20 protein-coding genes are annotated in these 23,176 nt (G+C 56.7%); 5 read left to right on the forward strand and 15 right to left on the reverse strand.

Going from position 1 to position 23,176, the window contains the following annotated elements; all coding sequences use genetic code 11:
• Positions 1-32 precede the first annotated feature (32 nt).
• The 5 genes from LKO31_RS06530 to LKO31_RS06550 all read right to left on the reverse strand — a co-directional run bounded on the left by LKO31_RS06530 (position 33) and on the right by LKO31_RS06550 (position 4,387).
• A complete protein-coding gene (locus LKO31_RS06530) occupies positions 33-869 on the reverse strand; it encodes a DMT family transporter (protein ID WP_227689400.1) in 837 nt (278 codons plus the stop codon).
• A gap of 289 nt (positions 870-1,158) precedes the next feature.
• Entirely contained in the window at positions 1,159-1,611 is a 453-nt protein-coding gene (locus LKO31_RS06535) for an outer membrane protein (protein WP_227689401.1), read from the reverse strand.
• Positions 1,612-1,962: 351 nt separating this feature from the next.
• A complete protein-coding gene (rlmN, locus tag LKO31_RS06540) occupies positions 1,963-3,201 on the reverse strand; it encodes a 23S rRNA (adenine(2503)-C(2))-methyltransferase RlmN (protein ID WP_227689403.1) in 1,239 nt (412 codons plus the stop codon).
• A gap of 116 nt (positions 3,202-3,317) precedes the next feature.
• Positions 3,318-3,662 carry a hypothetical protein gene (locus LKO31_RS06545; protein WP_227689405.1) on the reverse strand — a complete coding sequence of 115 codons (345 nt, stop codon included), beginning with the start codon at positions 3,660-3,662 and terminating at the stop codon, positions 3,318-3,320.
• 266 nt (positions 3,663-3,928) lie between these two features.
• Entirely contained in the window at positions 3,929-4,387 is a 459-nt protein-coding gene (locus tag LKO31_RS06550; protein WP_227689407.1) for a hypothetical protein, read from the reverse strand.
• 250 nt (positions 4,388-4,637) lie between these two features.
• Here LKO31_RS06550 and dnaN point away from each other — a divergent pair, with 250 nt between their 5' ends.
• A complete protein-coding gene (gene dnaN / locus LKO31_RS06555) occupies positions 4,638-5,753 on the forward strand; it encodes a DNA polymerase III subunit beta (RefSeq protein ID WP_227689409.1) in 1,116 nt (371 codons plus the stop codon).
• 224 nt (positions 5,754-5,977) lie between these two features.
• Here dnaN and LKO31_RS06560 read toward each other — a convergent pair whose 3' ends face one another.
• The 4 genes from LKO31_RS06560 to LKO31_RS06575 form a co-directional block, all read right to left on the reverse strand.
• Entirely contained in the window at positions 5,978-7,315 is a 1,338-nt protein-coding gene (locus tag LKO31_RS06560) for a PQQ-dependent sugar dehydrogenase (RefSeq protein ID WP_227689411.1), read from the reverse strand.
• Positions 7,316-7,426: 111 nt separating this feature from the next.
• Complete coding sequence (gene argC / locus LKO31_RS06565) at positions 7,427-8,344, reverse strand: N-acetyl-gamma-glutamyl-phosphate reductase (RefSeq protein WP_227689413.1); 918 nt, start codon at positions 8,342-8,344, stop codon at positions 7,427-7,429.
• 3 nt (positions 8,345-8,347) lie between these two features.
• A complete protein-coding gene (locus LKO31_RS06570; protein ID WP_227689415.1) occupies positions 8,348-9,253 on the reverse strand; it encodes a C40 family peptidase in 906 nt (301 codons plus the stop codon).
• A 99-nt stretch (positions 9,254-9,352) separates the two neighbouring features.
• Positions 9,353-10,783 (reverse strand): leucyl aminopeptidase family protein, encoded by a 1,431-nt coding sequence (locus LKO31_RS06575; RefSeq protein WP_227689416.1) that lies wholly within the window; start codon positions 10,781-10,783, stop codon positions 9,353-9,355.
• Positions 10,784-10,846: 63 nt separating this feature from the next.
• Between LKO31_RS06575 and LKO31_RS06580 the strand changes: the two genes are divergently transcribed.
• Positions 10,847-11,692: a DUF4163 domain-containing protein gene (locus LKO31_RS06580; protein WP_227689418.1), complete on the forward strand. Its 846-nt coding sequence runs from the start codon at positions 10,847-10,849 to the stop codon at positions 11,690-11,692.
• A 123-nt stretch (positions 11,693-11,815) separates the two neighbouring features.
• Here LKO31_RS06580 and LKO31_RS06585 read toward each other — a convergent pair whose 3' ends face one another.
• The gene (locus LKO31_RS06585; RefSeq protein ID WP_227689420.1) at positions 11,816-13,411 is read right to left on the reverse strand and encodes a flavin-containing monooxygenase; all 1,596 of its coding nucleotides are present in this window, start codon (positions 13,409-13,411) and stop codon (positions 11,816-11,818) included.
• 269 nt (positions 13,412-13,680) lie between these two features.
• Here LKO31_RS06585 and LKO31_RS06590 point away from each other — a divergent pair, with 269 nt between their 5' ends.
• Both LKO31_RS06590 and LKO31_RS06595 read left to right on the forward strand, forming a co-directional pair.
• Complete coding sequence (locus tag LKO31_RS06590) at positions 13,681-14,805, forward strand: DUF47 family protein (protein WP_227689422.1); 1,125 nt, start codon at positions 13,681-13,683, stop codon at positions 14,803-14,805.
• 51 nt (positions 14,806-14,856) lie between these two features.
• Positions 14,857-15,870 (forward strand): inorganic phosphate transporter, encoded by a 1,014-nt coding sequence (locus LKO31_RS06595; protein ID WP_227689424.1) that lies wholly within the window; start codon positions 14,857-14,859, stop codon positions 15,868-15,870.
• A 99-nt stretch (positions 15,871-15,969) separates the two neighbouring features.
• Here the strand turns inward: LKO31_RS06595 and LKO31_RS06600 are convergent, their stop codons facing one another.
• Positions 15,970-17,451, reverse strand: coding sequence for a DUF4403 family protein (locus LKO31_RS06600; RefSeq protein WP_227689426.1), 1,482 nt, complete (start codon positions 17,449-17,451; stop codon positions 15,970-15,972).
• A gap of 159 nt (positions 17,452-17,610) precedes the next feature.
• Positions 17,611-18,981: a 30S ribosomal protein S12 methylthiotransferase RimO gene (rimO, locus tag LKO31_RS06605; protein ID WP_227689428.1), complete on the reverse strand. Its 1,371-nt coding sequence runs from the start codon at positions 18,979-18,981 to the stop codon at positions 17,611-17,613.
• 86 nt (positions 18,982-19,067) lie between these two features.
• Between rimO and LKO31_RS06610 the strand changes: the two genes are divergently transcribed.
• Entirely contained in the window at positions 19,068-19,469 is a 402-nt protein-coding gene (locus LKO31_RS06610) for a DUF1761 domain-containing protein (RefSeq protein WP_227689430.1), read from the forward strand.
• 52 nt (positions 19,470-19,521) lie between these two features.
• On the opposite strand, the gene LKO31_RS06615 is transcribed toward LKO31_RS06610, so the two are convergent.
• The 3 genes from LKO31_RS06615 to serS all read right to left on the reverse strand — a co-directional run bounded on the left by LKO31_RS06615 (position 19,522) and on the right by serS (position 22,762).
• The gene (locus LKO31_RS06615) at positions 19,522-20,598 is read right to left on the reverse strand and encodes a potassium channel family protein (RefSeq protein WP_227689432.1); all 1,077 of its coding nucleotides are present in this window, start codon (positions 20,596-20,598) and stop codon (positions 19,522-19,524) included.
• 76 nt (positions 20,599-20,674) lie between these two features.
• Entirely contained in the window at positions 20,675-21,448 is a 774-nt protein-coding gene (gene surE / locus LKO31_RS06620; RefSeq protein ID WP_227689438.1) for a 5'/3'-nucleotidase SurE, read from the reverse strand.
• 33 nt (positions 21,449-21,481) lie between these two features.
• Entirely contained in the window at positions 21,482-22,762 is a 1,281-nt protein-coding gene (gene serS, locus LKO31_RS06625) for a serine--tRNA ligase (RefSeq protein ID WP_227689611.1), read from the reverse strand.
• Positions 22,763-23,176 lie beyond the last annotated feature (414 nt).

The raw sequence follows: 23,176 nt of genomic DNA on the forward strand, positions 1-23,176 counted from the left end.
TTGTGCCCCATCAGACGCTTGTTGAACAGGGGTTAGCGGCTGCGTTTATAAACCAGCATCAACCCCGCCATGACCAAAGCCAGACCCAATATCGCGTGGAAGGACATGGGGGTACCCAAAATCGCCCAGTCCATCGCCGCCGTGACGCCGGGGACCAGATAGAAAAGGCTGGTGACATTCACCAAATTTTGTGTGGCGATTAAGCGATAAAGCAAGAATGTGGCGGCCACCGAAATGATCAGGCCCAGCCACAGGCCAGCGGTGATAAACTCGATATGCCATGACATTTGAAATTCGCTGAACGGAGTCATGATCAAAATGACGATCAGGCCAATGGCATATTGCAGCGGCAGGACGACCCAAGGGGCCTGTGTTTCTTGTTTTTGGACAATCGACCCGATGGTGATGCCAGCGAGCGCAATGCCTGCGAACAACAGTCCCAAGGCTTCGAAACGGGCGGAGGCCAAGCCATCGCTGACGACCAGTGCCAAGCCGCCCAAAGCCAGCGCCAAGCCCAAAGCGCGCCACAGGCCGACATGCTTTTCGGTCCACAAAGCGGTTAGGATTGGTTGGATGCCCATGATGGTGGCGATAGCAGCGGGATTGACGCCATTTTCCAGCGCCAACATATAAAAGCTGGAATAAATGCCCGCGATCAGAAAACCGATCAGCATGACACGGCGGCGGGTGCCCGCGTCGGGCAACCAGCGACGATTGATAAAGGCGACCGTCGATAGCAGCGCCAGCGCAATGGCATAGCGCAGCAGAAGCAGCGCAAAGGCAGAGCCGTGACGCAGGCCGATTTCAGACAAGATGGCGCCGCTGCTCCAGAGAAGGACGAACAGGGCGGTTGGCAGAAATGCCGTCAAATTTTTGTGATTCATGAAATGAAACCTGAATGTAGCATAGATATCAGGCGCGCCAGTGTCGGCGTTCCGACACGGTCGCTGCCGCATGATGGGGCGGCCAATTGGCCGATCAGGCGGTGGGTGGCGGCGCCGAGCTATGCGTTAAATCATGTTTCATGTCGGTGATATGCGAGGCATGGTGGCGGTCTGGCAATAGAAAAAGTCGCCGACCGCGAAAAAAGATCGCCCCAAAGAAAAAGGGGCGGTCCGTGGACCACCCCTTTCCCTAGCAAGAAGCGTTTCTAAAAAATTAGAAAGCGAAACCAACGCCAACGGTGAAGGCATCAGCGTCAGCCCAGTTGCTGACGAACTGGTGACGATATTCAGCCTTTGCATAGGTGCGTGCACCCAGCTTGTGCTGATAGCCAGCGCCAACATAGGCGTCGTCGATGTCACCAAAGGTGTAACCAGCGGTTGCAAACAGCTTGCCAGCGTCGCTGACGTTTACGCCTGCACGGCCACCAGCCGAGAACTGTACATTTGCACCGTCGACCAGTACCTTGTCGCCAGCGATTTCTGCGCCAACGAAGGTTTTGCCGAGGTTCAGGTCATAACCTGCTGCAACGCCCAGGGTCGCATCGTCCAGACCGCCACCGGTGATGTAGCCGCCACGTACTTCGACGCGGGCTTCGCCATCAGCTGCGAGAGCAGGGGTTGCGACAGCTGCGGACAGGAGAGCGGCTGCAATTGCAAATTTTTTCATAACCAAATCCTTTTTTAGGCCGGTCAATCGCCCTGTTGGGCCGATCGCCTTGACCCCCAAATGGTCCTGCGATGCTGTCATTTCAATGAACGGGTTATTCAGACACACATAAAGATGATTTATGTGTTAAAAAAGACACACATGATTTTTGTCATGTGATTGTCATATGAAGTGTTGCTGAAAAGCTTGAAAAATGTCCATTTCTACGGATTTTTCAACCATGTCTTACTGTGTCGTTTTTCCACAATTTTTTGGCGCGGCAGAAAAAAGAAAAGGCATGATGGCCAAAGGAAAGAGGCTCGGAATCATCCGAGCCTCTGTTCAATTTCGAGTCTGTAGGGCCGAATCTGATCAGCCGAGGGCCGCCTGTTTTTCGTCGGCGATGCGATCGAGTTCGGCGCGGCTGAGTTTTTTCGATTCGCTTTTCAACTGTCCGCACGCTGCCATAATGTCGCGGCCACGTGGGGTACGAATGGGGGCGGAAATGCCGTGGGCGAAGACGATATTGCTGAAGCTACGCACGCGGTTGGGCGTGGAGCATTCATAATTGGCCCCCGGCCATGGGTTGAAGGGAATCAAATTTACCTTGGCGGGCAATTTATATTTTTTGATCAAGCGCACCAGTTCATGCGCGTCTTCGTCGCTGTCATTCTTGTCCTTGAGCATGACATATTCAAAGGTGATGCGGCGGGCATTATTGGCACCGGGGTAATCGGCGCAGGCCTGCAGCAAGTCTTCGATGCCATATTTTCGGTTCAAGGGCACGATTTCGTCGCGGATTTCCTTGGTCACGGCATGAAGCGAGACGGCCAGATTGACGCCAATCTCGTCGCCTGCGCGGGCCATCATAGGGACAACGCCGCTGGTCGACAAAGTGATGCGGCGACGAGACAGGGCCAAGCCGTCGCCGTCCATCACGATTTTCATCGCGCCTTTGACTTCGTCGAAATTATACAAAGGTTCGCCCATGCCCATCAAAACGATGTTGGTCAAAATACGACCATCGGCGGTGTAATGGCCGGTTTCATCATCTTCATCGTCCAGATCGGCGGTGCTGGCCATGGTGCCTTTGGGCCATTCGCCCAAAGCGTCGCGCGCCAGCAAGACTTGGCCGACGATTTCGCCCGCCGTCAGGTTGCGAACCAATTTCATCGTGCCCGTGTGGCAGAAACGGCAGTTTAAGGTGCAGCCAACTTGGCTGGAAATGCACAAAGTTCCGCGATCGGCGTCGGGAATGAACACCATTTCATATTCTTGGCCATCCGATGCAGACAGCAACCATTTGCGGGTGCCGTCATTGCTGACCTGCGCCGTGACCACGGTGGGGCGACCGACAATGAAGCGATCGGTCAGCCATGGGCGCATGGATTTGGCGATGTCTGTCATCTCGTCAAATTCGGTGACGCCGCGATGGTAAATCCAATGCCAAATTTGCTTGGCGCGCAGCTTGGCCGCTTTGACGTCCAATCCCGCTTCTTCGAGCGTAGCGCGGATAGCGTCGCGAGAAAGACCGACAAGGTCGATACGATTGCCGCCGCGCAGCGAAACAGTGCCCGTTATAACGGGGTCAATATGGCCAGGGATCTGCATGATGGCTGGCCATATAGTGATTTTTCGGGGTGAAAGCAATCGTCGTAGGGCTTTGGGCGGGGCCTGGGCGCGGCCTTGGGATAGCAAGGCTGTGGGGCGTGATAGACGCGGGATTTTTAAGCTGGCGGTGTGCCGCCAATGGCGTCTTCAAATTCTTCGGTGGGGCCGACATGGTCTTCGGCCGGTGTGCCCGCACAGCGCGGAAAAATGGCGTCGATGCGTCGTTTCAGTACTTCGTCAAATCCGCTTTGATTGGAAATACGGCTGTTAGACACGGTGAGTTCAGAAATGATCGCACCCTTAATGCGGTCCAGCGCATCTTGTTTCAAAATGCCAGCGTTCAGCAATTCTTCGCACAGCTGAATGAGGCCAACGGTGGTCGCATGGGCGCGCAGGCCGATGAAATCGAGGGTGCGGTGCCGTTCACGGGCCACGGAATCGCCGCGTAGGGTGTCGGTCATGATATCGTCTCCTCCTGATCATCAGCCGGACAGAATAGAGACTTTGGTTGCGTTCCTTGGTGGGACGCGGTTGGTGATCCGCCGTCTCTGTAGATTTAACCATGCGCCGCGCGGCGTGGGGGAGCAAGAGGTCTTTTTGAAAAAAGACGAATAAATGACCATATTTTGCGAAATATTTTCCTGTATTTTCGACAACTTATTGCGGTGGTCGTGATTTTGAATGCGTTTTCATGGTGCTTATGTCATGGAGATTTGGCGGGAGGGCGTCAGCCTTGGCGGGCGCAGCCAAGGGCGGCGGCATCGGCAGCGGTGGCTGCGCCGCGCAATTCATAGATGTCGTTGATCGTGCCGCCGCTTTCGGTGGTGCCGTGAACGCGCATATTTTCCGACGAACGCAGCGCGGTTAATATGGCGGCGTCCATACGCGGATCGCCAGCCCAGCCATGCATGGCATTGCCGCGCAATATGAAGCGCCGTTCCCCCACCGTCAGGCGCAATTCGCGCCCTTTGCCCAAAGGTTTGGACAAGCGAACGTAAAATTGGCCGAAAATGCGGGAATTGGGCCAATATCCAATGCTGGCATAGCTTTTGAATTGGGGCGTGCCATGGGTCGAAAAAGGTTTGGCAATGGCATAGCAGCGCGGTTCATCATCATCGCGAAAGGCCGCCCAATTGCCATAGACGCCCAAGGTTTTTCGCTCGCTAGCATGAAGGGGCGAAGTCACAAAAAGGGCGGCACAGAATGGGGCAAGGAGGAAAGCGGAAAAGCGCATAATATGGGATTGCCCGAACGGCGACATTTTGCAAGTCCGCCAAATTTTATAGACCAAGCCCGTGATGGTCTTGCCACCGCCAACACGTTCGTTAAGGAAGGAAGGTAAAGTTTTTTTGGTCCCCATTGGGCAGGCGACTCGCCTGTTGTTGCGGGCCGCACGGGGGATTGTCCCGCGTGAGCATTGAGGATGGCGGATTAGAATGAAAGCGACGATTGAACGCGCAAACCTTCTGAAGAGCCTTGGCCACGTGCAATCGGTGGTTGAACGGCGCAACACGATTCCAATCCTCTCTAACGTCTTGATCGAGGCTGATGCCAGCGGTCAGTTGAAATTGATGGCGACGGATCTGGATTTGCAGGTCGTGGAAACGGTGGCCGCCAAGGTGGAAACCGCCGGAACCACTACCGTGTCGGCGCACACTTTGTTTGAAATTGCTCGCAAATTGCCCGAAGGGGCAGAAGTCAGCTTGGCGGCGGCGGATGGCAAGATGCAGGTGAAGGCGGGACGTTCCAACTTTAACCTGCCGACTTTGCCGCGCGATGACTTTCCCGTCATTGCTGAGGGCGATTTGCCGACCAGCTTTGAATTGCCCGTCGCGGAACTGATTCAGATTATCGACAAAACGAAATTTGCCATTTCGACCGAAGAAACCCGTTATTATTTGAACGGGATTTTCATTCATGCGGCCGAAGATAATAGCGGGCCTGTGCTGAAAGCGGCGGCGACCGATGGCCATCGTTTGGCGCGTTACACCGTGACCCGCCCCGAGGGCGCAGCGGATATGCCGGACGTGATTGTGCCGCGCAAATGCGTTCAGGAAATCCGCAAATTGCTGGATGAAGCGGAAGGCAATGTGGAAATCAGCCTGTCGGCCAGCAAAATCCGGTTCCAACTGGGCAATGCGGTTTTGACGTCCAAGCTGATTGACGGGACCTTCCCTGATTACAGCCGTGTGATTCCGACGGCTAATGACAAATTGCTGCGGGTGGACCCTAAGGGCTTGTTCAAGGGTGTGGACCGCGTATCGACCATCGCCAGCGAAAAGACCCGCGCGGTGAAGGTTGGTCTGGACAAGGACCGTATTACCTTGTCGGTGACCAGCCCCGAAAATGGTACGGCGGCGGAAGAAATTCCGGCCAGCTATGACCATGACATGATGGAAATTGGGTTTAACGCCCGTTACCTGAGCGATATTTTGGGCCAGATTGATGGCGATAGCGTGGAATTGCATTTGGCCGATGCCAATGCGCCGACGCTGATCCGTGAAAGTGAGAAAAGCCCAGCGCTTTATGTGCTGATGCCGATGCGCGTATAATCTGACGCACTATTCGCTGATTACAAGAGCGGGCGAGGGGATGACCTTCGCTCGCTTTTTTATGGGCGTGAGATGATGATGGAGGGGGAATGGTGCGCGGTGCGGCGGAGTGGTTTATGGCACAATATGAACTGCCTAGCCTGTGGATAAGTTTTCTCCTTATCAGGCAGGCATGAAAAAGGGCGGGGTTTGACGCCCGCCCTTTTGGTGGATTGATGTCGCGCTTATTTTGCGAAGACGCGCCAGATAACGCCTGCGCCATCATCCGCGACCAAGACGCTGCCGTCTTTGGCGATTTGCACATCGGCGGGGCGGCCGCGTGTGGTTTTGCCGTCGCTGGCCAAAAATTGGTCGAGCAGGGTGATGGGCAGTGTGTTGGTCGGTTGGCCATTTTGGCCAAAGGGTATGAATATCACATCATAACCTGCCGCCGGTTCGCGGTTCCATGACCCATGACGCGCCACAAGCGCGCCATTGGCGAAGCGGTCGTCCAGTTTTTGGCCTTGGGTGAAGGTCATGCCCAAGGGGGCGGTGTGGGCGCCCAGCGCATATTTGGGACGCTTGGTATATTGGCGGCGGCTGTCCAGTTCAGGGTCCACGCGGTGGTCGATATGGCCACCCCAATAATACCAAGGCCAGCCGTAAAAATCGCCTTCGGAGACATCGGTCAAATAGTCTGGGACCAAATCGCTGCCCAGCATGTCGCGTTCATTGACCACGGTCCATAAACGGTCACTGCCTGGATAAAAGGCCAAGCCAACAGGGTTGCGGATGCCCGCCGCAAAGGTGCGGACATAGCCATTTTCGGGGCGAACCTCGAGAACCGCAGCGCGGCGGAATTCGGCGTTCATGCCGGATTCGCCGATATTGCTGTCGGCGCCAACACCGACATAAAGCCAGCCATTGGGGGCGATGGCCAAGCTTTTGGTCCAGTGGCGATTGGTGCCCTTGGCAGGCAAATCGGCGATTTTCTTGGGCGTGGTGGCGTTTTTCGTTTCGCCCGCCTTATAAGGGAAGGCCAGCAGGGCATCGGTTGCCGCGACATAAAGAGTGTCGCCGCTAAGGACCATGCCATAAGGAGAATTCACCCCTTCGATATAGGGGGTTTGGACGTCAGCCACGCCGTCGCCATTTGTGTCGCGCAGCAAGGTGATGCGGTTGGCGGAGGTGCCACTGGCCCCCGCTTTGGCCATCAGATTCTTCATCACCGCGCCCTCTATGCCGCCGTCCTTGCGTTCGGGGCTGCGGGATTCTGCGACCAAAATATCGCCGTTGGGCAGAACCAGCATGGTGCGCGGGCTGTCCAAATCCTTGGCGAACAGGGCGGTTTCCAGCCCTTCGGCGGCGCGGGGTTTGGTGCCAGCGGGCCAGCCTTGCACGGCCGGAATGCGGATGGTTGGGAAAATTTCTGATTTCTGGGACGCCATGACCGGCACGCGGCCTGACAGTTCCGCTGTCGAGAAGCGCGCCACATCGGGCCGCGTCAGATAGTAAAGGACAAGTCCGCCCACAATTAGCAGGCCGAGCAGGATGAGAAGAACAGGTTTCAGAAATTTGCGCATAGGCCCGTTTCTACACGGGACAGGCGGTGCGGCAAAGAGGCGAAACGCACCTGATTTGCGCTTTTTCTGCGATGGCCCGCATCGTGCGAGCCAGCGCAGAGATTTTGTGGATTAGACCCGAAGTCCGGCGACTTCGTCGAGGCCAGCCATGATATTGAGATTTTGGACACAAGCGCCGCTGGCACCCTTGCCCAAATTGTCGAGGCTAGCGACCAAGCGAAGCTGGCGTCCATCGGCGCTGGCAAAGATTTGCAGGTCCATTTGGTCGGTTGCCGCATCGCTTTTGCGCAGCAGCAATTCGCCAGCATCGCCGCGCGAGACGGAAATAAGCTTGCTGTCGGCATAATGGGCGAGGAGCGTTTCCAGCGCGGCGTCAGCAATTGGGTCGGCGAAATTTAAAGGAACTTCGACCAACATGCCGCGAAAGACGGGAACAACCGCTGGCGCAAAAAGTGGGTCATGGCTGAGGCCCGAATATTTTTGCATTTCCGGCACATGTTTGTGACCCATGGCAAAGCCATAGCTGCGAAAGCCAATGTCCTGATCATCCTCGAAGCGGGCGATCAATTCCTTGCCGCCGCCCGAATAGCCCGACACGGCGTTGAGCGACAAGCGCATGTCGGCGGGGATGATACCCGCCGCGACCAAGGGAGCGACCAAGGCCAAGAAACCCGTGGGGTAGCAACCCGGGTTGGAAACGCGCTTGGACGCCGCAATTTCGGCGCGTTGGGCAGCGCTGAGTTCAGCAAAGCCATAGGTCCAGCCCGTGGCCACGCGGTGCGCGGAGGATGCGTCGATCACGCGAACTGCGTCATTGTCGATCATCGACACCGCATCAACGGCGGCGGCGTCGGGCAAGCATAATATGACGAAATCGGCACTGTTCAGCGCGCCGCGGCGGTGCGCCGCATCTTTGCGCTGGGCATCGTCCAAGCGGATGAGCGAAAATTCGCTGCGACCTGCCAAACGCTCGGCAATTTCAAGGCCAGTTGTTCCGGCGGCTCCGTCAATAAAAATGCTGTAGGTCATAGCTTAGGGCAATCTTTTGAAAATCGGTGTTGGATCAGCGGTGTCGATGGTTCCCGATCGTCGGCTGACCGCCATGGACAGCGGTTCTGACACCACTTTCCCTTGGATGGGGCAAGCGTGGAGGACATGATCGGCGTCGATCATCAGACCGACATGATCGCCGATAAACATCAGGTCGCCGCGCTGCGGCGCATCGGCTGTGATGGTGGTAGCCATTTGCTGTGTGTCGGCATCGCGGGGCAAGGACAGGCCCGCCGCCTGCGCGCTAATTTGTACCAAGGCTGCCGCATCAATGCCCTTGGCTGTGCGGCCACCCGATAAATAGGGGGCGTCCAGAAAATGAGCGGCGGTGCTGGCCATATCGACAGGCGTGCCGACCGGCGTCACCGACGACAGCGGGACGAAACCAGCGCTGACCGCCAGCCATTCGCCCTGAACATCGCCCATCAACAAGGCCCCAAAAGGCAAGATGGCCGAACCGCCACTGTTGCTGTCCATTTTGCTGTGGACCAGCACATCGTCGCGGACGACCATATGGGTTGGCGCAATAGTGGGCCCCAAGGCATCCACCGCCACATAGCCGACGCGGTGGTCGGCGTGGCTATAGCCCCATGCCCAGCCGCCGGTGACGTCCAGCAACGCAAAGGCTTCGCCATAAAGCAATTCGCTGACCATTGGGGCGGACAGGTCGGGCGCATCGCGCATCGCCGCATAAGGCGCAACGCCGCTGCCCATCATGGGCGCGGCATAATGGGGCGCGAAATGTTCGCCCGCGACGGCAATGTCCGCCAGATCGGCGCGAATGGCGATCAGGCGCGTGTCAAAGCTTTTTGACACACCGGTCAGGCCAAATCGATTGTGGCCCAAAGGCGTCGATCCGGGTTGGCCCATCCGCACGGGGGCTGTCATCGCGTTGTTGCCAGTTTCCAAAATTGCTACGTCCTGATGATATGCGCGCCAGATAAATGGCGGATAATCGCGCGCCATTAGCTCAGCAACGGAGCGCGATCAAGCACCATCGCTGGCGTGGCGGCGGGCATAGCGGTGCTGCAACATGGCCCATGTGGCACGCAGACCCAATGCAGCGCCGCCCTTGGGCCGGCCCGGCTTGGAGGAGGGGCGCCACGCAAAGGTGTCAAAATGCGCCCAAGCTACCTTGTCAGGAACAAATTTTTGCAGGAATAGCGCCGCCGTGATCGACCCCGCAAAGCCCGATGCACTCGCATTGCCGAGGTCGGCGATGTCGGTTTCCAACAGGTCGGCATAATCATCCCATAGCGGCAGACGCCATAGCGGGTCGTCACGTTCAGTGCCGCCAGCCAGCAAATCCTGCGCCAATGCGTCATCATTGGCAAAGAGGGCGGGCAGATCTGGTCCTAAGGCAACGCGCGCGGCCCCCGTCAGCGTCGCGAAATTGACGATTAATTCGGGGCTATATTCGGCGGCCCGAGTCAGCGCATCGCCCAAGACCAAGCGGCCCTCTGCGTCAGTATTGCCGACCTCGACCGTCAAACCCTTGCGGCTGGTGAGAATGTCGCCGGGGCGGAAAGCGTCACCGGAAATAGCATTTTCCGCCGCAGCAATGAGCATATGCAAGCGCACGGGCAGGTTGGCGGACATGATGAGCTGGGCCAAGGCCAGCACATGGGCTGCGCCGCCCATATCCTTTTTCATCAAGCGCATACCCGAGGATGGTTTGATGTCGAGGCCGCCGCTGTCGAAACAAATACCCTTGCCAACCAGAGCGATGACCGGATGATCGGCCTTGCCCCACTGAATTTCAATCAAGCGCGGCGCGTGATGTTTGGCGGCGGCGCGGCCCACGGCGTGGATCATCGGATAGCCTTGCTCCAAGGCTTCGCCCCGTGTGACGATCAATTGTGCGCCATGGTCCTTGGCGATATGTTCCGCAGCGGCTTCGAGGGCGGTTGGTCCCATGTCGGCGGCGGGGGTGTTGACCAAATCGCGGACCAGCGCAGTGGCCTTGGCTTCGGCCAAGATCGCCGGAAGGGCGGCGACATCTTGGGTCAGAAGAACCCGTGCGGCTGTGTCTTGGGCTGGAGCGTCGGCATCGGGGGATGAGCGATAGCGATCAAAGCTATATTGGGCGGAGAGCCAACCAAATAGCGCCTTGCCAGCCTTGGCCCCGTCGAGGCGGTAGCGCCCTGCGGGCAAGCTGGCGGGCAATTTGGCCAAGCAATAGGCACCCAGTGCGGCGCGATCCTTGACCGCTGTTACCACGCTCCATTCTTGTGTGTCTTTGCCGGGTAAAATCGCGTGGGCATGGGGCTTGGGCCGGAAATCCTGCGCGATCAACATGGCTTTTTCGGCCGCAGATCGGCTTTGGAGCCATGGGTCATAGCTGGCTTCGTCCACGACGAATATGGTGTGAGCGTCCTGATCTTTATCAGGTTGAATGCGGGTGGAAAGATCGGTCATGCTGGTCATATAGGATGTTCGGGAAACTTTTTCGACCTTTGGTGTTATAGGGATATGGCAAAAATGAAATCTTTGACTTCGGTTGCATTTCCAGCGGTGGCGCTGGCGATGTTGGTGTCGGCCTGTTCTGGAAATGCGTCTGCTCCGCCAGCGGGAACAGCGGGGGAGAATGGAGCAAAGGATGCGAAGGCTGCTGAAACCAAGGCGGCCAGTACGGCCGGCGCGGGTCAGGCGAGCGCTGCCCCCCTTTTGGTTAAGAAAGAAAATGAAGCCCTAGATTTTACCTATGGCTATCCCGTTGAGGCGGCGGCCATTCCGGCGCTGGCGTCTTATTTGGACGCAGATGCTGAAAAGAAATTGGTGGATACGCAAAAGGCCGGAAATGAAGATGTGAAGAGCGCGAAGGAAAATAATTTTCCGGTGCGTCAGCATATGTTTTCCCAGATTTGGCAACGTGTAGCCCAGACCCCGAAATTTTTAAGCCTGTCGAGCGATGTCGAAACCTATACGGGCGGAGCGCATGGCATGGTGAATTTTGACAGCTTGTTGTGGGACCGCGAGAAAAAGATCGTGCTGCGCCCTGTGGATATTTTCACCAGCGCGGCGGCATTTGATGCCGCGATATCAGAGCCATTTTGCAAAGCCATCATATCGGCGAAACGGAAAAAAGGCATTGATCCGCAGATGGACAAGGATGGCGTGTTCGAATCTTGCCCCAAGGCAACGGAACAGACGATCTGGCTGGGGTCTAGCGATGGTCAGGCATTGGACCGTTTGACCATTGGCATTACCGCTTATGTTGTTGGCCCCTATGCCGAGGGGAGTTACAAGATTGATGTGCCGATGAACGCCGCCTTGGTGCGCGGGGTGAAGCCGGAATATGCAGCATTTGTAAAAGAGAAACGCTGATATTGGCGGTGTGAGCATGGGGTTTTGTGAATTTAAAAGCGCCGCTGACCCGATGATGGTCAGCGGCGCTTTCATGCGGTTGGGGCTGCACGGCCATAATAGGCCGTGCCGATTTTAGTCGGCTTATTCTGCCGCCTGAAGTTGGTTGATGCCGAGGGCGTTCTTGGCCTTGGTGCCAGGGGCATTTTCAAAGCATAGCAAACCGTCATCCACGGGCGCTTGGCGCATGTCGATGCGGTCGCGGACATAATCTTGGCTGAGGCGCCACGGATTATCCACAGCGCTTTTCGGCATGATGTGCATGGCGCGTTGGATATAGCCAGACGAGAAATCGAAGATATTGTCTTCGACCAAGCTGTTTGGATTGGCCAGCACGGGGGTGGCAATATCTTTGCCAGTGGCGGTCATATGGTTCAGCACACGGCAGACATATTCCGATACAATGTCGGCGCGCAGCGTCCAACTGGCGTTTAAATAGCCGAATACCGTGGAGAAGTTCGGAACATTGCTGAACATGCAGGCCCGATAATAAAAATGCTCATTCCAGTGGATAAGCTGGCCATCAACCCGAACCGGAATTTTGCCAGCAACCGCCAGTTTGAGGCCGGTGGCCGTGACAATGATGTCGGCGTCCAGATGCTTGCCGGATTTGAGCTGAATACCGGTGGGGTCAAAATGGTCGATATGATCGGTGACGACCGCCGCCCGATTATCTTTGATCGCGTTGAATAAATCGCTGTCCGGAACCAAGCAGAGGCGTTGTTCCCATGGGTTATAGGGCGGCGTGAACGCTTGTTCGTCATAGCGATCGCCCAGCGCCTTTTTGATTTTCTTGGTCAAAAATTCTTTGAATTTTTCCGGTTTTTCGCGGGCACGGCGAAAACCCGCGTCTTGCAAGGTCACATTTTTATAGCGCGTGATTTTATAGGCCAATTTTTCTGGCAGGACGGAACGCAGGAAGTTGGCGAAGCCGTCCTTGGCGGGGCGCGTGAACATCCATGTCGGGGTGCGTTGCAACATGGTTACATGGCCAGCCTCGCGCGCCATGGAAGGGACGATGGTGACCGCTGTGGCGCCCGAACCAATGACCACCACTTTTTTACCGCGATAATCCAGATTTTCGGGCCAAAATTGCGGGTGCAAAATTTGCCCCTGAAAATTTTCGCGGCCCGTAAATTCGGCCTCGAAAGGTTCGTCATAATCATAATAGCCAGAACCGAGATAAAGCCAGCGCGTCGTCGTGGTGCTGGTGTTTCCGGCGTCGTCCTGCATCGTCACGGTCCAACGGGCGGTGTCGCTGTCCCAATCGGCACCGACGACTTTTTGGCTGAAGCGGATGGTGTCGCGAATGCCGCGTTCATCGACGATGCGATTGAGATATTCCAAAATGGCTGGGGCGTCGGCGATGGATTTTTCGTGCCGCCACGGTTCGAATACAAAACCCAATGTATGCATGTCGCTGTCTGAGCGGATGCCGGGGTAACGGAATAAATCCCATGTGCCGCCCAAATTGGCGCGGCGTTCGACCATGCCAAATCGAAGTTGGGGGCAGTTGAGCTGTAAATGCACAGCCATGCCGATGCCGGAAATGCCCGCGCCGACAATCAAAACATCCTGATCCACCGGGTGGCTGGATGTGTTGGCGGCACCCTGACCGGCCGATGACGCCTGTGCAGATGATGCCCGATCAGATGATGGATGCGCTGTGGTGGCTGCCATTATCTTGTATCTCCCAATTTATATTTTGCGGAAACTCTACGCCTTTGGGTGGGATTTGCAACTGCGTTAACATGATTGAAGGTAGCTAATTGAAATCTTGTTTTGGCGGGTGGTGGACATGGGCAAAATGGGCGCAAGAAACCGCCTGCATCCTGCGACCAACTTGCGACTGACATCAATTTGTCATATGGGCGCAACGATTCTGAAATATATGGCGCTTTGCCACTTTGCATTATTGCATCGCATCTACCTTTGGAAAGGGAAATGGAATGCGCCAGATCGCTGTGCTTCCCTATCGCTTGGGCGGTGGGCGGCCGGATGGCCCAACGGAAATTATGTTGATTACATCGCGCGAAACAAAGCGTTGGGTAATCCCAAAGGGTAATCCTTTATCGAATATGGAGCTTCATGCCTCGGCTGCTGTCGAGGCAGAGGAGGAAGCTGGTGTGGTTGGCGCGGTTTGTCCGACGTCCATTGGCAGTTTCCAATATCGTAAGCGGCGCGCCAATGGGGCGTCGATCATGTATAATGTCGAAGTCTTTCCCTTGGCGGTGACCCATGAACTTTCTGAATGGAAAGAAATGGATGAGCGCGAGCGGAAATGGTTTTCCTTTAAAGAAGCGGCGAATGCGGTGGAAGAGGAGGATTTGCAAGCGCTGATCCGTTCCTTTGGTGCCATTGGTTTTCGCGCGGCTGCACAGCCCCGAAGTGTTGTGCAGAATGTTGCTCAAAAGACAGGGGTTAGCTGGATGTTCGCTTGGTTTCAGCGTTTGCTGCCGCGACAAGGTAATTTTTTCGAACTGTTTGAAAGCCACGCTGAATCATTGGTGCTGAGCGCCAATGCTTTGTCGCGCTTGTTGCAGGGTGGTCCGGGAATTGCCGATCATATTCAGGAAATTGTAGAACGCGAGCAAGACGCAGATGCGATCACGCGGGAAACATTGCAGACGGTACGCCGCACCTTCCTGACGCCATTTGACCGTAGTTCGATCACCAGCCTGATTGGCGCGATGGACGATGCGATTGACGAAATGCACAAAACCGCGGGTGCGGTGGACCTGTATGATGTGACGCAATTTGAACCAGAAATGCTGGATATTGCAGCGATTATCGTCGATGCCGCGCGCTTGACCGCTGAGGCATTGCCCTTGCTGCGCAATATTTCGGCCAATGCGCCGCGCTTGCATGAATTGACCGAACGCCTTGTGCGGATGGAAGGCCATGCGGACGAAATTCACGCCGTCGGCCTGAAGCGTGTGTTCAAGGAAATGGGGCAAAGTGATACGTCGCAATTCTTGATCGCCCGCGAAATTTATCGCCATTTGGAACGTGTGACCGACGCTTTTGAAGACGTTGCGCATGAAATTGATGGTTTGGTGATCGACCACGCCTGATCGGACAGGCCGTCCGATGGGCGGCCAATTCCACAGACAAAGAGCGGAACCATGCACGAAATCGCGCTTCCTCTTCTCGTCGGCCTCGTCATTTTGGCGTTGGCGTTCGACTTTCTGAACGGCCTGCATGACGCCGCCAACAGCATTGCCACGGTGGTGGCGACACGTTTGTTGAAACCGGTTCATGCGGTGTTGTTTGCGGCCTTTTTTAACTTTGCGGCTTATTTTCTGTCGCTGGCCTTTCCGGCACTTCACAAAGTGGCGGAAACCATTGGTGCGGGCTTGATCGACAAAGATCTGGTGACGCCTGCGGTGGTTTTTGGCGCGTTGGTTGGCGCGATGTTTTGGAACATCGTGACGTGGATCAAGGGTATTCCTTCATCGTCCAGCCATGCCTTGGTGGGCGGAATTGTTGGCGCAGGCGTCGCCCATGCCGGATTTGAAGGCATTCAATGGTCGGGCCTGAACAAAACGGTAATCGCCATTTTCCTGTCGCCCATGCTGGGCATGGTGCTGGCGATGATCGTGATGCTCTTGTCGAGTTGGGCGTTGCGGCGGGCGACCGCACGCACGGCGGAAAAAAGCTTTCGCGCCCTGCATCTGGTGTCATCGGCCGCTTATTCGATCAGCCATGGTTTGAATGATGCGCAAAAGACGATGGGTATTATTGCGGTGCTGCTATATTCGACCGGCTATTTGTCTGGTGAATTTCATGTGCCGCATTGGGTGGCCTTTGCTTGCTATGTCGCCATTGCGATGGGGACTTTGTCGGGCGGTTGGAAAATTATTGAAACCATGGGTGGGCGCATCACCAAATTGTCGCACCACCAAGGCTTTGCGGCATCAAGCGGCGGGTCGATCATGGTGTTTACCGCCAGCTTGCTGGGTATTCCGGTGTCCACAACCCATACGATCACCGGCAGCATCATTGGTGCGGGTGTATCGCGCCGTGCCAGCGCGGTGCGTTGGGGCGTGGCAGGGAATGTGATTTCCGCATGGTTCATCACCATTCCCGCAGCAGCGGCAGTGGGTGCGCTATTTTATTCGCTGACACGCCTGTTCTGACCCGCTGGGATTAGGACGGCGATAAAGCCGTGATGATAGAAGAAACCCGCTTTGGCGGGTTTCTTTTTGTCTGGAATGGCGGGGATGCCAAAAGGCATATTAGCGGGTTGGCCGATAGTCCACGGTTGCATGTCCAACCATGCGAACGGGCAAGTAAACTCCATTGGCATAAGCGCGTATTTGGCCGATCTCGAAATTTTCGACGCCCGCGCGCACGATAAAGTCCCCCTCGTGCCGCAGATCGACGGCGCGACGGATTTTGTCCTGAAGTTCCGTGATATCCTTGGTGAAATTTTGGGTGAGGGCGTCGGCAATTAAGGTTGCAAAGCCTGGGCTGTTGCCCAGTTTAATGAGCAAATCGCCGCCCACACCATTGGTGCTGCCAGTCACGCCCAAATTGGTAAAGCGGACGGTGGGGCTGCCGACGTCATTGACTGGTGTGGCGGTGACCCAGATTTTACCCGATGTCGTTTGCCCGCCTTGCGGGGTTGCTTTTAAGGTGATGCCCACCGCGATTTTCCCGTCCGGCGCGCCATAGCTGATCAGCTTTTCAAATTGCGCATGGACCGGCCCAATGCCGGGGATGTCGATCGGGCGAGCGGAGCGTTTGACAAGGGCGCGCAAAATGACCGGCGAGAGATGCTGATATTGCGCCAGCACCGGAATATGCACATCCAATTGCGGGTTGATTTTCGCCTTTTCTAAGGGAGGGAGAGGGGTGGCGGCTGGGTCGGCCGGACGGGCAGAGATATAGGCCCCTGTGACGGCTTCGATCGCGAAATTCAGGCGGCTTTTGGCACCGTCGATGTGATAGCCGCCATAAATGATACGCTGGGGGGTGAGGCGCAGCCAGACAGGTGGGTTTTCGTGGTTCAGTTCCAAAGAGGTGAAGCTTTGCCGCCAAATCGCGGCGGCTTGGGATTTGATGTCCAGCTTGGCAATTTCTTGGGATAGGGTGCGTTCGACATCGGCCAATACCGGTTTCAGCTTGGCATCCGCTTCGTCGGTGAAGGTGATGCGTTGGCCCAGAAAATCGATGCCCGGCGGCGTGGTCCAACCATAGCTGAGCCGCGCGGTGCCCCGTGCTTGCCAATTTTCGTTGATGTCGAAGCGGATGCGGGCATGGACCATCGCAGAGCCGGTGGCTGTTTCGCCCTTGAGTAGCCCGCCGACGTCGCGCGCGCTGATGCGGGCATGGATCGGCACGTCGGCCACAATGTCATTACCCTCGCCCCGTAGTATCACAGCGCCGCGTGTGACCGCGCCAATGATGGTGCAGCTGATGGCGGGGGTGACCTTGACCGCTTTGCCGAACAATTTGACACGCTGTGGTTCCACGCATTTTTTTTCTTTGCGGTTGATGGTCCAAAGCGTGCGGGGAAGGGCGCGGTCCAAGGCGTGTTGCAGCGATGCAGTGCTGGCGTTGATGGGGACAGCAATCAGCGATTTTTGTGTTGGAATAGGTGCTTTGTCGGTTGCCATGTCCGGCGCATCATCACGGTTTTTCGAACAAGAGCTGAGGGCCAGCACCAATAAGACGCCGCTTGTTAAGCGGCCAAGGTGAAATATTGCCCATCCCATGTTGCGCCCCCTGCTTGTTCACATGGGCTAACGCGGCAATTTGAAATCTGGTTCCCACGCCGCAAAGGCGCCGAAAAGCAAATTTATGTGTGTGTGGGGGGGGGGGAGGCGGGACGGAGTGGAAGGCCGTAGGCCCCGCCTCATGGGTTGTTGTCAGGGTTAACTGGCTTTTACGCCGAACAGATCATGTTCGTCGGCGTCTTCGATTTGGACGTCGATAATATCGCCAGCCTGCAAATCGGCAGGGACGTCGCGTAGATAGACATGGCCGTCGATTTCGGGGGCGTCGGCTTGGCTGCGGCCCGTTGCGCCCATGCTACCGTCTTCGTCAGGCTCGCCGACTTCGTCGATGATGACGGGCAGGGTGCGACCGATTTTCGCGGCTTGCTTGGCGGCGCTGATTTCGGCGGTTTTCTGCATGATGCGCTGATAGCGCTCTTCTTTGACCTCTTCGGGGACAGGGTCCGGCAGATTATTGGCCTGCGCGCCCTCGACAGGTTCAAAGCGGAATGCGCCCACGCGGTCGAGTTGGGCTTCGTCCAGCCAATTGAGCAGATATTGGAAATCTTCTTCGGTTTCGCCGGGGAAGCCGACGACAAAGCTGGAGCGGATGGCAATGTCGGGCGCGATGGCGCGCCAGTTTTTCAGGCGGTCCAGCACCTTGGCTTCGTTGGCGGGGCGCTTCATCAGCTTCAGCACCTTGGGGCTGGCGTGCTGGAAGGGAATGTCCAAATAAGGCGTCAGCAGCCCTTCGGCCATCAGGGGGATGACCTGATCGACATGGGGATAGGGATAGACATAGTGCAAGCGCACCCAAGGGGCGCGGTCATCGCTGGTGCGCAACTGACCAAGCTCGCGCGCCAAGTCTGTCATATGGGCGCGGACTTCGCGGTCTTTCCACATACGGGCGTCATGGCGCGTGTCGACGCCATAAGCCGATGTGTCTTGGCTGATCACCAGCAATTCTTTGGTGCCTGCCGACACCAGCTTTTCCGCCTCGCGCAGCACAGCGTCGATGCGGCGGCTGACCAATTTTCCGCGAATGTCGGGGATGATACAGAAAGAGCAGCTGTGGTTGCAGCCTTCGCTGATCTTGAGATAGCTGTAGTGGCGCGGCGTCAGTTTCAGCCCGCCTTCGGGGACCAGATCGACAAAGGGGCCTTGGGTGGCGGGCGCCGCTTCGTGGACCGCGTCGACGACCTGTTCATATTGATGCGCGCCGGTGACAGCCAAAACATTGGGGAAGCGGGCCCGAATGACGTCGGCTTCATTGCCCATACAGCCGGTGACGATAACACGGCCATTTTCAGCCATCGCCTCGCCAATCGCCTCGAGGCTTTCTTCTTTGGCGCTGTCCAAAAATCCGCAGGTGTTGACCAGCACCACATCAGCGCCAGCATAATCAGCGGAAAGGCCATAGCCGTCGGAGCGCAGCTTGGTCAGAATCCGCTCGCTATCCACCAGCGCCTTGGGGCAGCCGAGCGAAACCATGCCGACCTTGGGCTGGGTTGGGAGTGTTTTGACTGTCATGATTGGCATCGCCCTTAATCGATTTTTGGCTGCTTGTCACGCACCACGTCGCGGGGGTAGAGGCTGGCAAAAGGAGTCGTATAAAAATGGCGCAAATGAATTGGTTGGCCATCCTTGTTGCAGCCTTGTCAGGCTTTGTGGTGATCAATTTATGGTATGGTCCGCTGTTCGGCCGCGCATGGCGGCGGGTGGCGGGGATTCACGATAATAATATCAACCTGCCGCCAGCGCTTGTTTTTTACGGACTGGCTTTATTCTTTAGTTTTTTGGCTGCGGCGGTGGTCGGCCATTTGCTGAGCAATTTTCCGGACCGGCCCGCTTATGAATATGTGATGATGACCGGAGCCATTGGTGTGGGATTTGTTTTTCCGGCGCTGGCCATGCGGCATATGTTCACCCGCAAAAATAGCCGTTTATTGATGATCGACACCGCTGGTTGGACGATTTTCTATTTGGTCATGGGCGTGGTTTTTGCGGTTTTTTATTGATGCACCATCGAGGGTTTGCGAGCGGTGCTTGTTTTGATGTTTAGGTTGGTCCCTAATCTGTGGCGCCTTCGGCTGTATGCGATTCGGGGCTTGGGCTGTGAATCACTTCGACGATGCGGTCGCCATGTTGCAGGGATTTTGCTTCATCTTCCCAAAAGCCATAGGGTTTTCCAGCGCGATAGAGGCGCAGACCCTGACCGCCGCTGGCAAGGTTGGAAAGGCTGCTGCCCAATTCTTCGGCTTTGACGGCGCGTTCGCGCAGTTGGACGCGGCCGCCCACGCTGGCCAAATCTGTTAGATAGTCCGACACATGCTCGCCCTGCGCCGACCCCGCCAATAACAGGCCGGTAAAGCTGACGGGGTTAATGACCGTGGTTGCGCCCGCCTGACGGGCCAGCAATTCATTGTCTTTGCTGCGGATCACCACGCTGATGGGGACATGGGGGGCCAAATGGTGCGACGTCAGCACGATGAGGATAGACGCATCGTCGCGCCCCGCCGACACCAATATGGACGAGGCATTGGCAATGCGGACGGCGACCAGATTTTCGTCGCGGGTGGCATCGCCCTGCATGACATTACAGCCCATGGCTTCGGCCCGCCGGATGGGTTCGGGATTGGGGTCGATTACGACGATGGACGACGCTTTGGTGCCGCGCGCGATCAGCTCGCGCACCGCTTCATGTCCGCTGATGCCAAATCCCAGCACCACCAGATGATTGGATAATTTTGCTTGAATCTGCGCCATGCGCCATTTTTCCCAGCTTCGTTGCAGAACAAATTGATAAGCGGTGCCCACGAAAATGAACAGCACGGCGATGCGAATGGGGGTGACGATGACCGCTTCGACCAGTCGGGACCGGTCGCTGACGGGCACAATGTCGCCAAATCCGGTGGTGGTCACCGAGATCATGGTGAAATAGACGACATCGCCAAAGCTGACCTGCCCGTCCACCGTATCGCGTAAGCCGCCACGGTCGAACCAGTGGATCATGACCACCACGGCAATGAGGAAAAAGGCCACGCTGAGGCGGGTGAGGACATCGGCCCAGATCGGCCAATAAGTAGCGCGGCGCAGCGGTTGAAGGCGGCGCTGCATGGTTTGCCGAAATGTTTCGCGCTTGTTCATGGCCCCGCCGAATGATTTGTGGCGTACAGCCTAGCCCAATCGGGCCAGACTGCAAGCGATGGAAGGCCTGCTGTTGTTATTCACCCATGGCCGTGAAGCGCGAGCGCAGGGCCGCCAAGGAAGCGTCGTGGGTGAGGTCGAGTTGCAGCGGCGTGACCGAGATAAAACCGTCCGCAATGGCTTCTAGGTCGCTGTCATGCGCGGGCGAATGTTCGATGCCGTGCAGGCCGAACCAGAAATAGGGATAGCCGCGTGGGTCCGTTCCCTCGACGATGGTGCCGCGCGCATAATCATGAAAGCCTTGGCGGGTGATCCGCACGCCTTTGACAGCATCGGGCGCAATGGCGGGGAAGTTGATGTTGATGACGGTGCGTGGCGGAATGCTATAGTCGAGCAAGGGGCGCAATATTTTTTCGCCCCATGCCTCTGCCACCGCAAAGGGGATGGCGTCAGCCATGCCTTCGGTGGCGTAAACTTGGCTGAGCGCGATGGCGGGAACGCCCGCGAGCGCCCCTTCGATGGCGGCGGAAACCGTGCCGCTATAGGTGATATCATCGCCCAAATTGGCCCCGCGATTAACGCCGGACAAAATTAAATCAGGCTTTTCTGGCATTAACCGGCCCACCGCCATCATCACGCTGTCGGTAGGGGTGCCGGTGCAGGAAAAACGCTTTTCGCCATGTTGGCGGACGCGCACGGGGCGCGATAGGGTGAGAGAGTGGCCCGCGCCCGATTGTTCTTCGGACGGGGCGCAAACCCAGATATCGTCGGTCAATTGGCGCGCAATGGCTTCCAATACGGCCATGCCAGGGGCGTGATAGCCATCATCATTGGTCAGCAAAATACGCACATTTTTGTCCTTTGAATTGACGCTGTTGTATCGTTAAGCGGCGGGGGACAGCATGGTGATGCCGCCCATATAAGGGCGCAAGGCATCGGGGATGATGACGCTGCCGTCGGCTTGTTGATAATTTTCCAGCACGGCGACCAAGGTACGGCCAACCGCCAAGCCGGAACCGTTCAGCGTGTGAACAAATTCTGTGCCTTTGGCCCCTTCGCGGCGGAAGCGGGTGTTCATGCGGCGGCCCTGAAAATCGCCGCAGGTCGAGCAGCTGGAGATTTCGCGATAGGCCGATTGGCCGGGCAACCAGACCTCAAGATCATAGGTTTTGCGGGCGGAAAAGCCCATGTCGCCGCTGCACAGCAGCATTTTGCGATAGGGCAGGCCCAAGGCTTCGAGGATTTCTTCGGCCGCGCGGGTTTTGCGTTCCAGTTCGGCGTCGCTATCCTCGGGACGGGTGATCGACACCAGTTCGACCTTGGAAAATTGATGCTGGCGAATATAGCCGCGCGTGTCGCGCCCCGCAGAACCCGCTTCGGAGCGGAAGCAGGGGGTGAGGCTGGTCATGCGAACGGGCAGATCAGATTCGGGAATAATTTCTTCGCGGACCGCGTTGGTCAGGCTCATTTCCGATGTCGAGATCAGCCAGCGACCATCGGTGGTCTGGAACAAATCTTCGGCAAATTTGGGAAGCTGGGCGGTGCCAAAAGCGGCTTCGTCGCGCACCATCAAGGGGGTGACGCATTCGACATAGCCATGGTTTTCGGTTTGGCGGTCCAGCATGAATTGGCCCAAGGCGCGTTCGAGGCGGGCCATTTGACCGCGCAAAAAGGCAAAACGCGCGCCGGACATTTTGGCGGCGGTTTCAAAGTCCAATCCCAAAGCAGGGGCGAAATCGGCATGTTCCAAGGGTTGGAAGTCAAATTCGCGTGGGGTGCCCCAACGGGAAATTTCGACATTGCCGCTTTCGTCTTCGCCCGCAGGGACGTCGTCGGCGGGAAGATTGGGGATGGCCGCCAAACGGGCTTGGAGCGCGGCCAATTTTTCGCGTTCGGCGCTTTCTTGGTCGGGCAATTGGGTCTTGAGCGCCGCAACTTCCGCCTTCAGGCTTTCGGCTTGATCTTTGTCGCCCTTGGCCATGGCTTGGCCGATCAGCTTTGACGCTTCGTTGCGGCGGGCCAAACTTCCTTGAATTTCGGTTTGCAGCGCGCGCAATTCAGCGTCTGCGGCCAGAATTTCAGCCGAAAGTGGTGCAAGGCCACGGCGAGCGAGGCCAGCGTCGAAAGCGGCGGGATTGTCCCGTATCGTGCGAATATCGTGCATGGTGCCCGCTATGGCCGCGTGGAGGATGCGGCGCAAGTCTGGCGTCCTTGTTGCAGCCTAATTTATCGTCCATTTTGGTCCGTGGGATGGTGGATCATGTCGGCAGGCCATGGGGGCATTTTTGTGGCGGGATGCTCAGCGGAATAGTTTGGGAAATTCCATCGGCTTTGGAAGGAAATCATGATCCCCGCGATGAAAATATCAGGCTGGGGACAGGGATGGTCGGTGCAGCGGGGTAGAAAAGTAAATCCTTTGCTGAATAGTTGGTGAATAAGGGGGGTGATGGAATAATGCTGGCCCAAGCTGAGGTCGTGTGAACGGATTTTATTTGTAATTAACTATCGAGGGAAACTCTTCGTTACACGTTCTTCGATACTTAGGGTGATTATCTATAAGTCTGATTGGGAATGTGGC

Source organism: Sphingopyxis yananensis (assembly GCF_020687785.1).
Classification (GTDB): domain Bacteria; phylum Pseudomonadota; class Alphaproteobacteria; order Sphingomonadales; family Sphingomonadaceae; genus Sphingopyxis; species Sphingopyxis yananensis.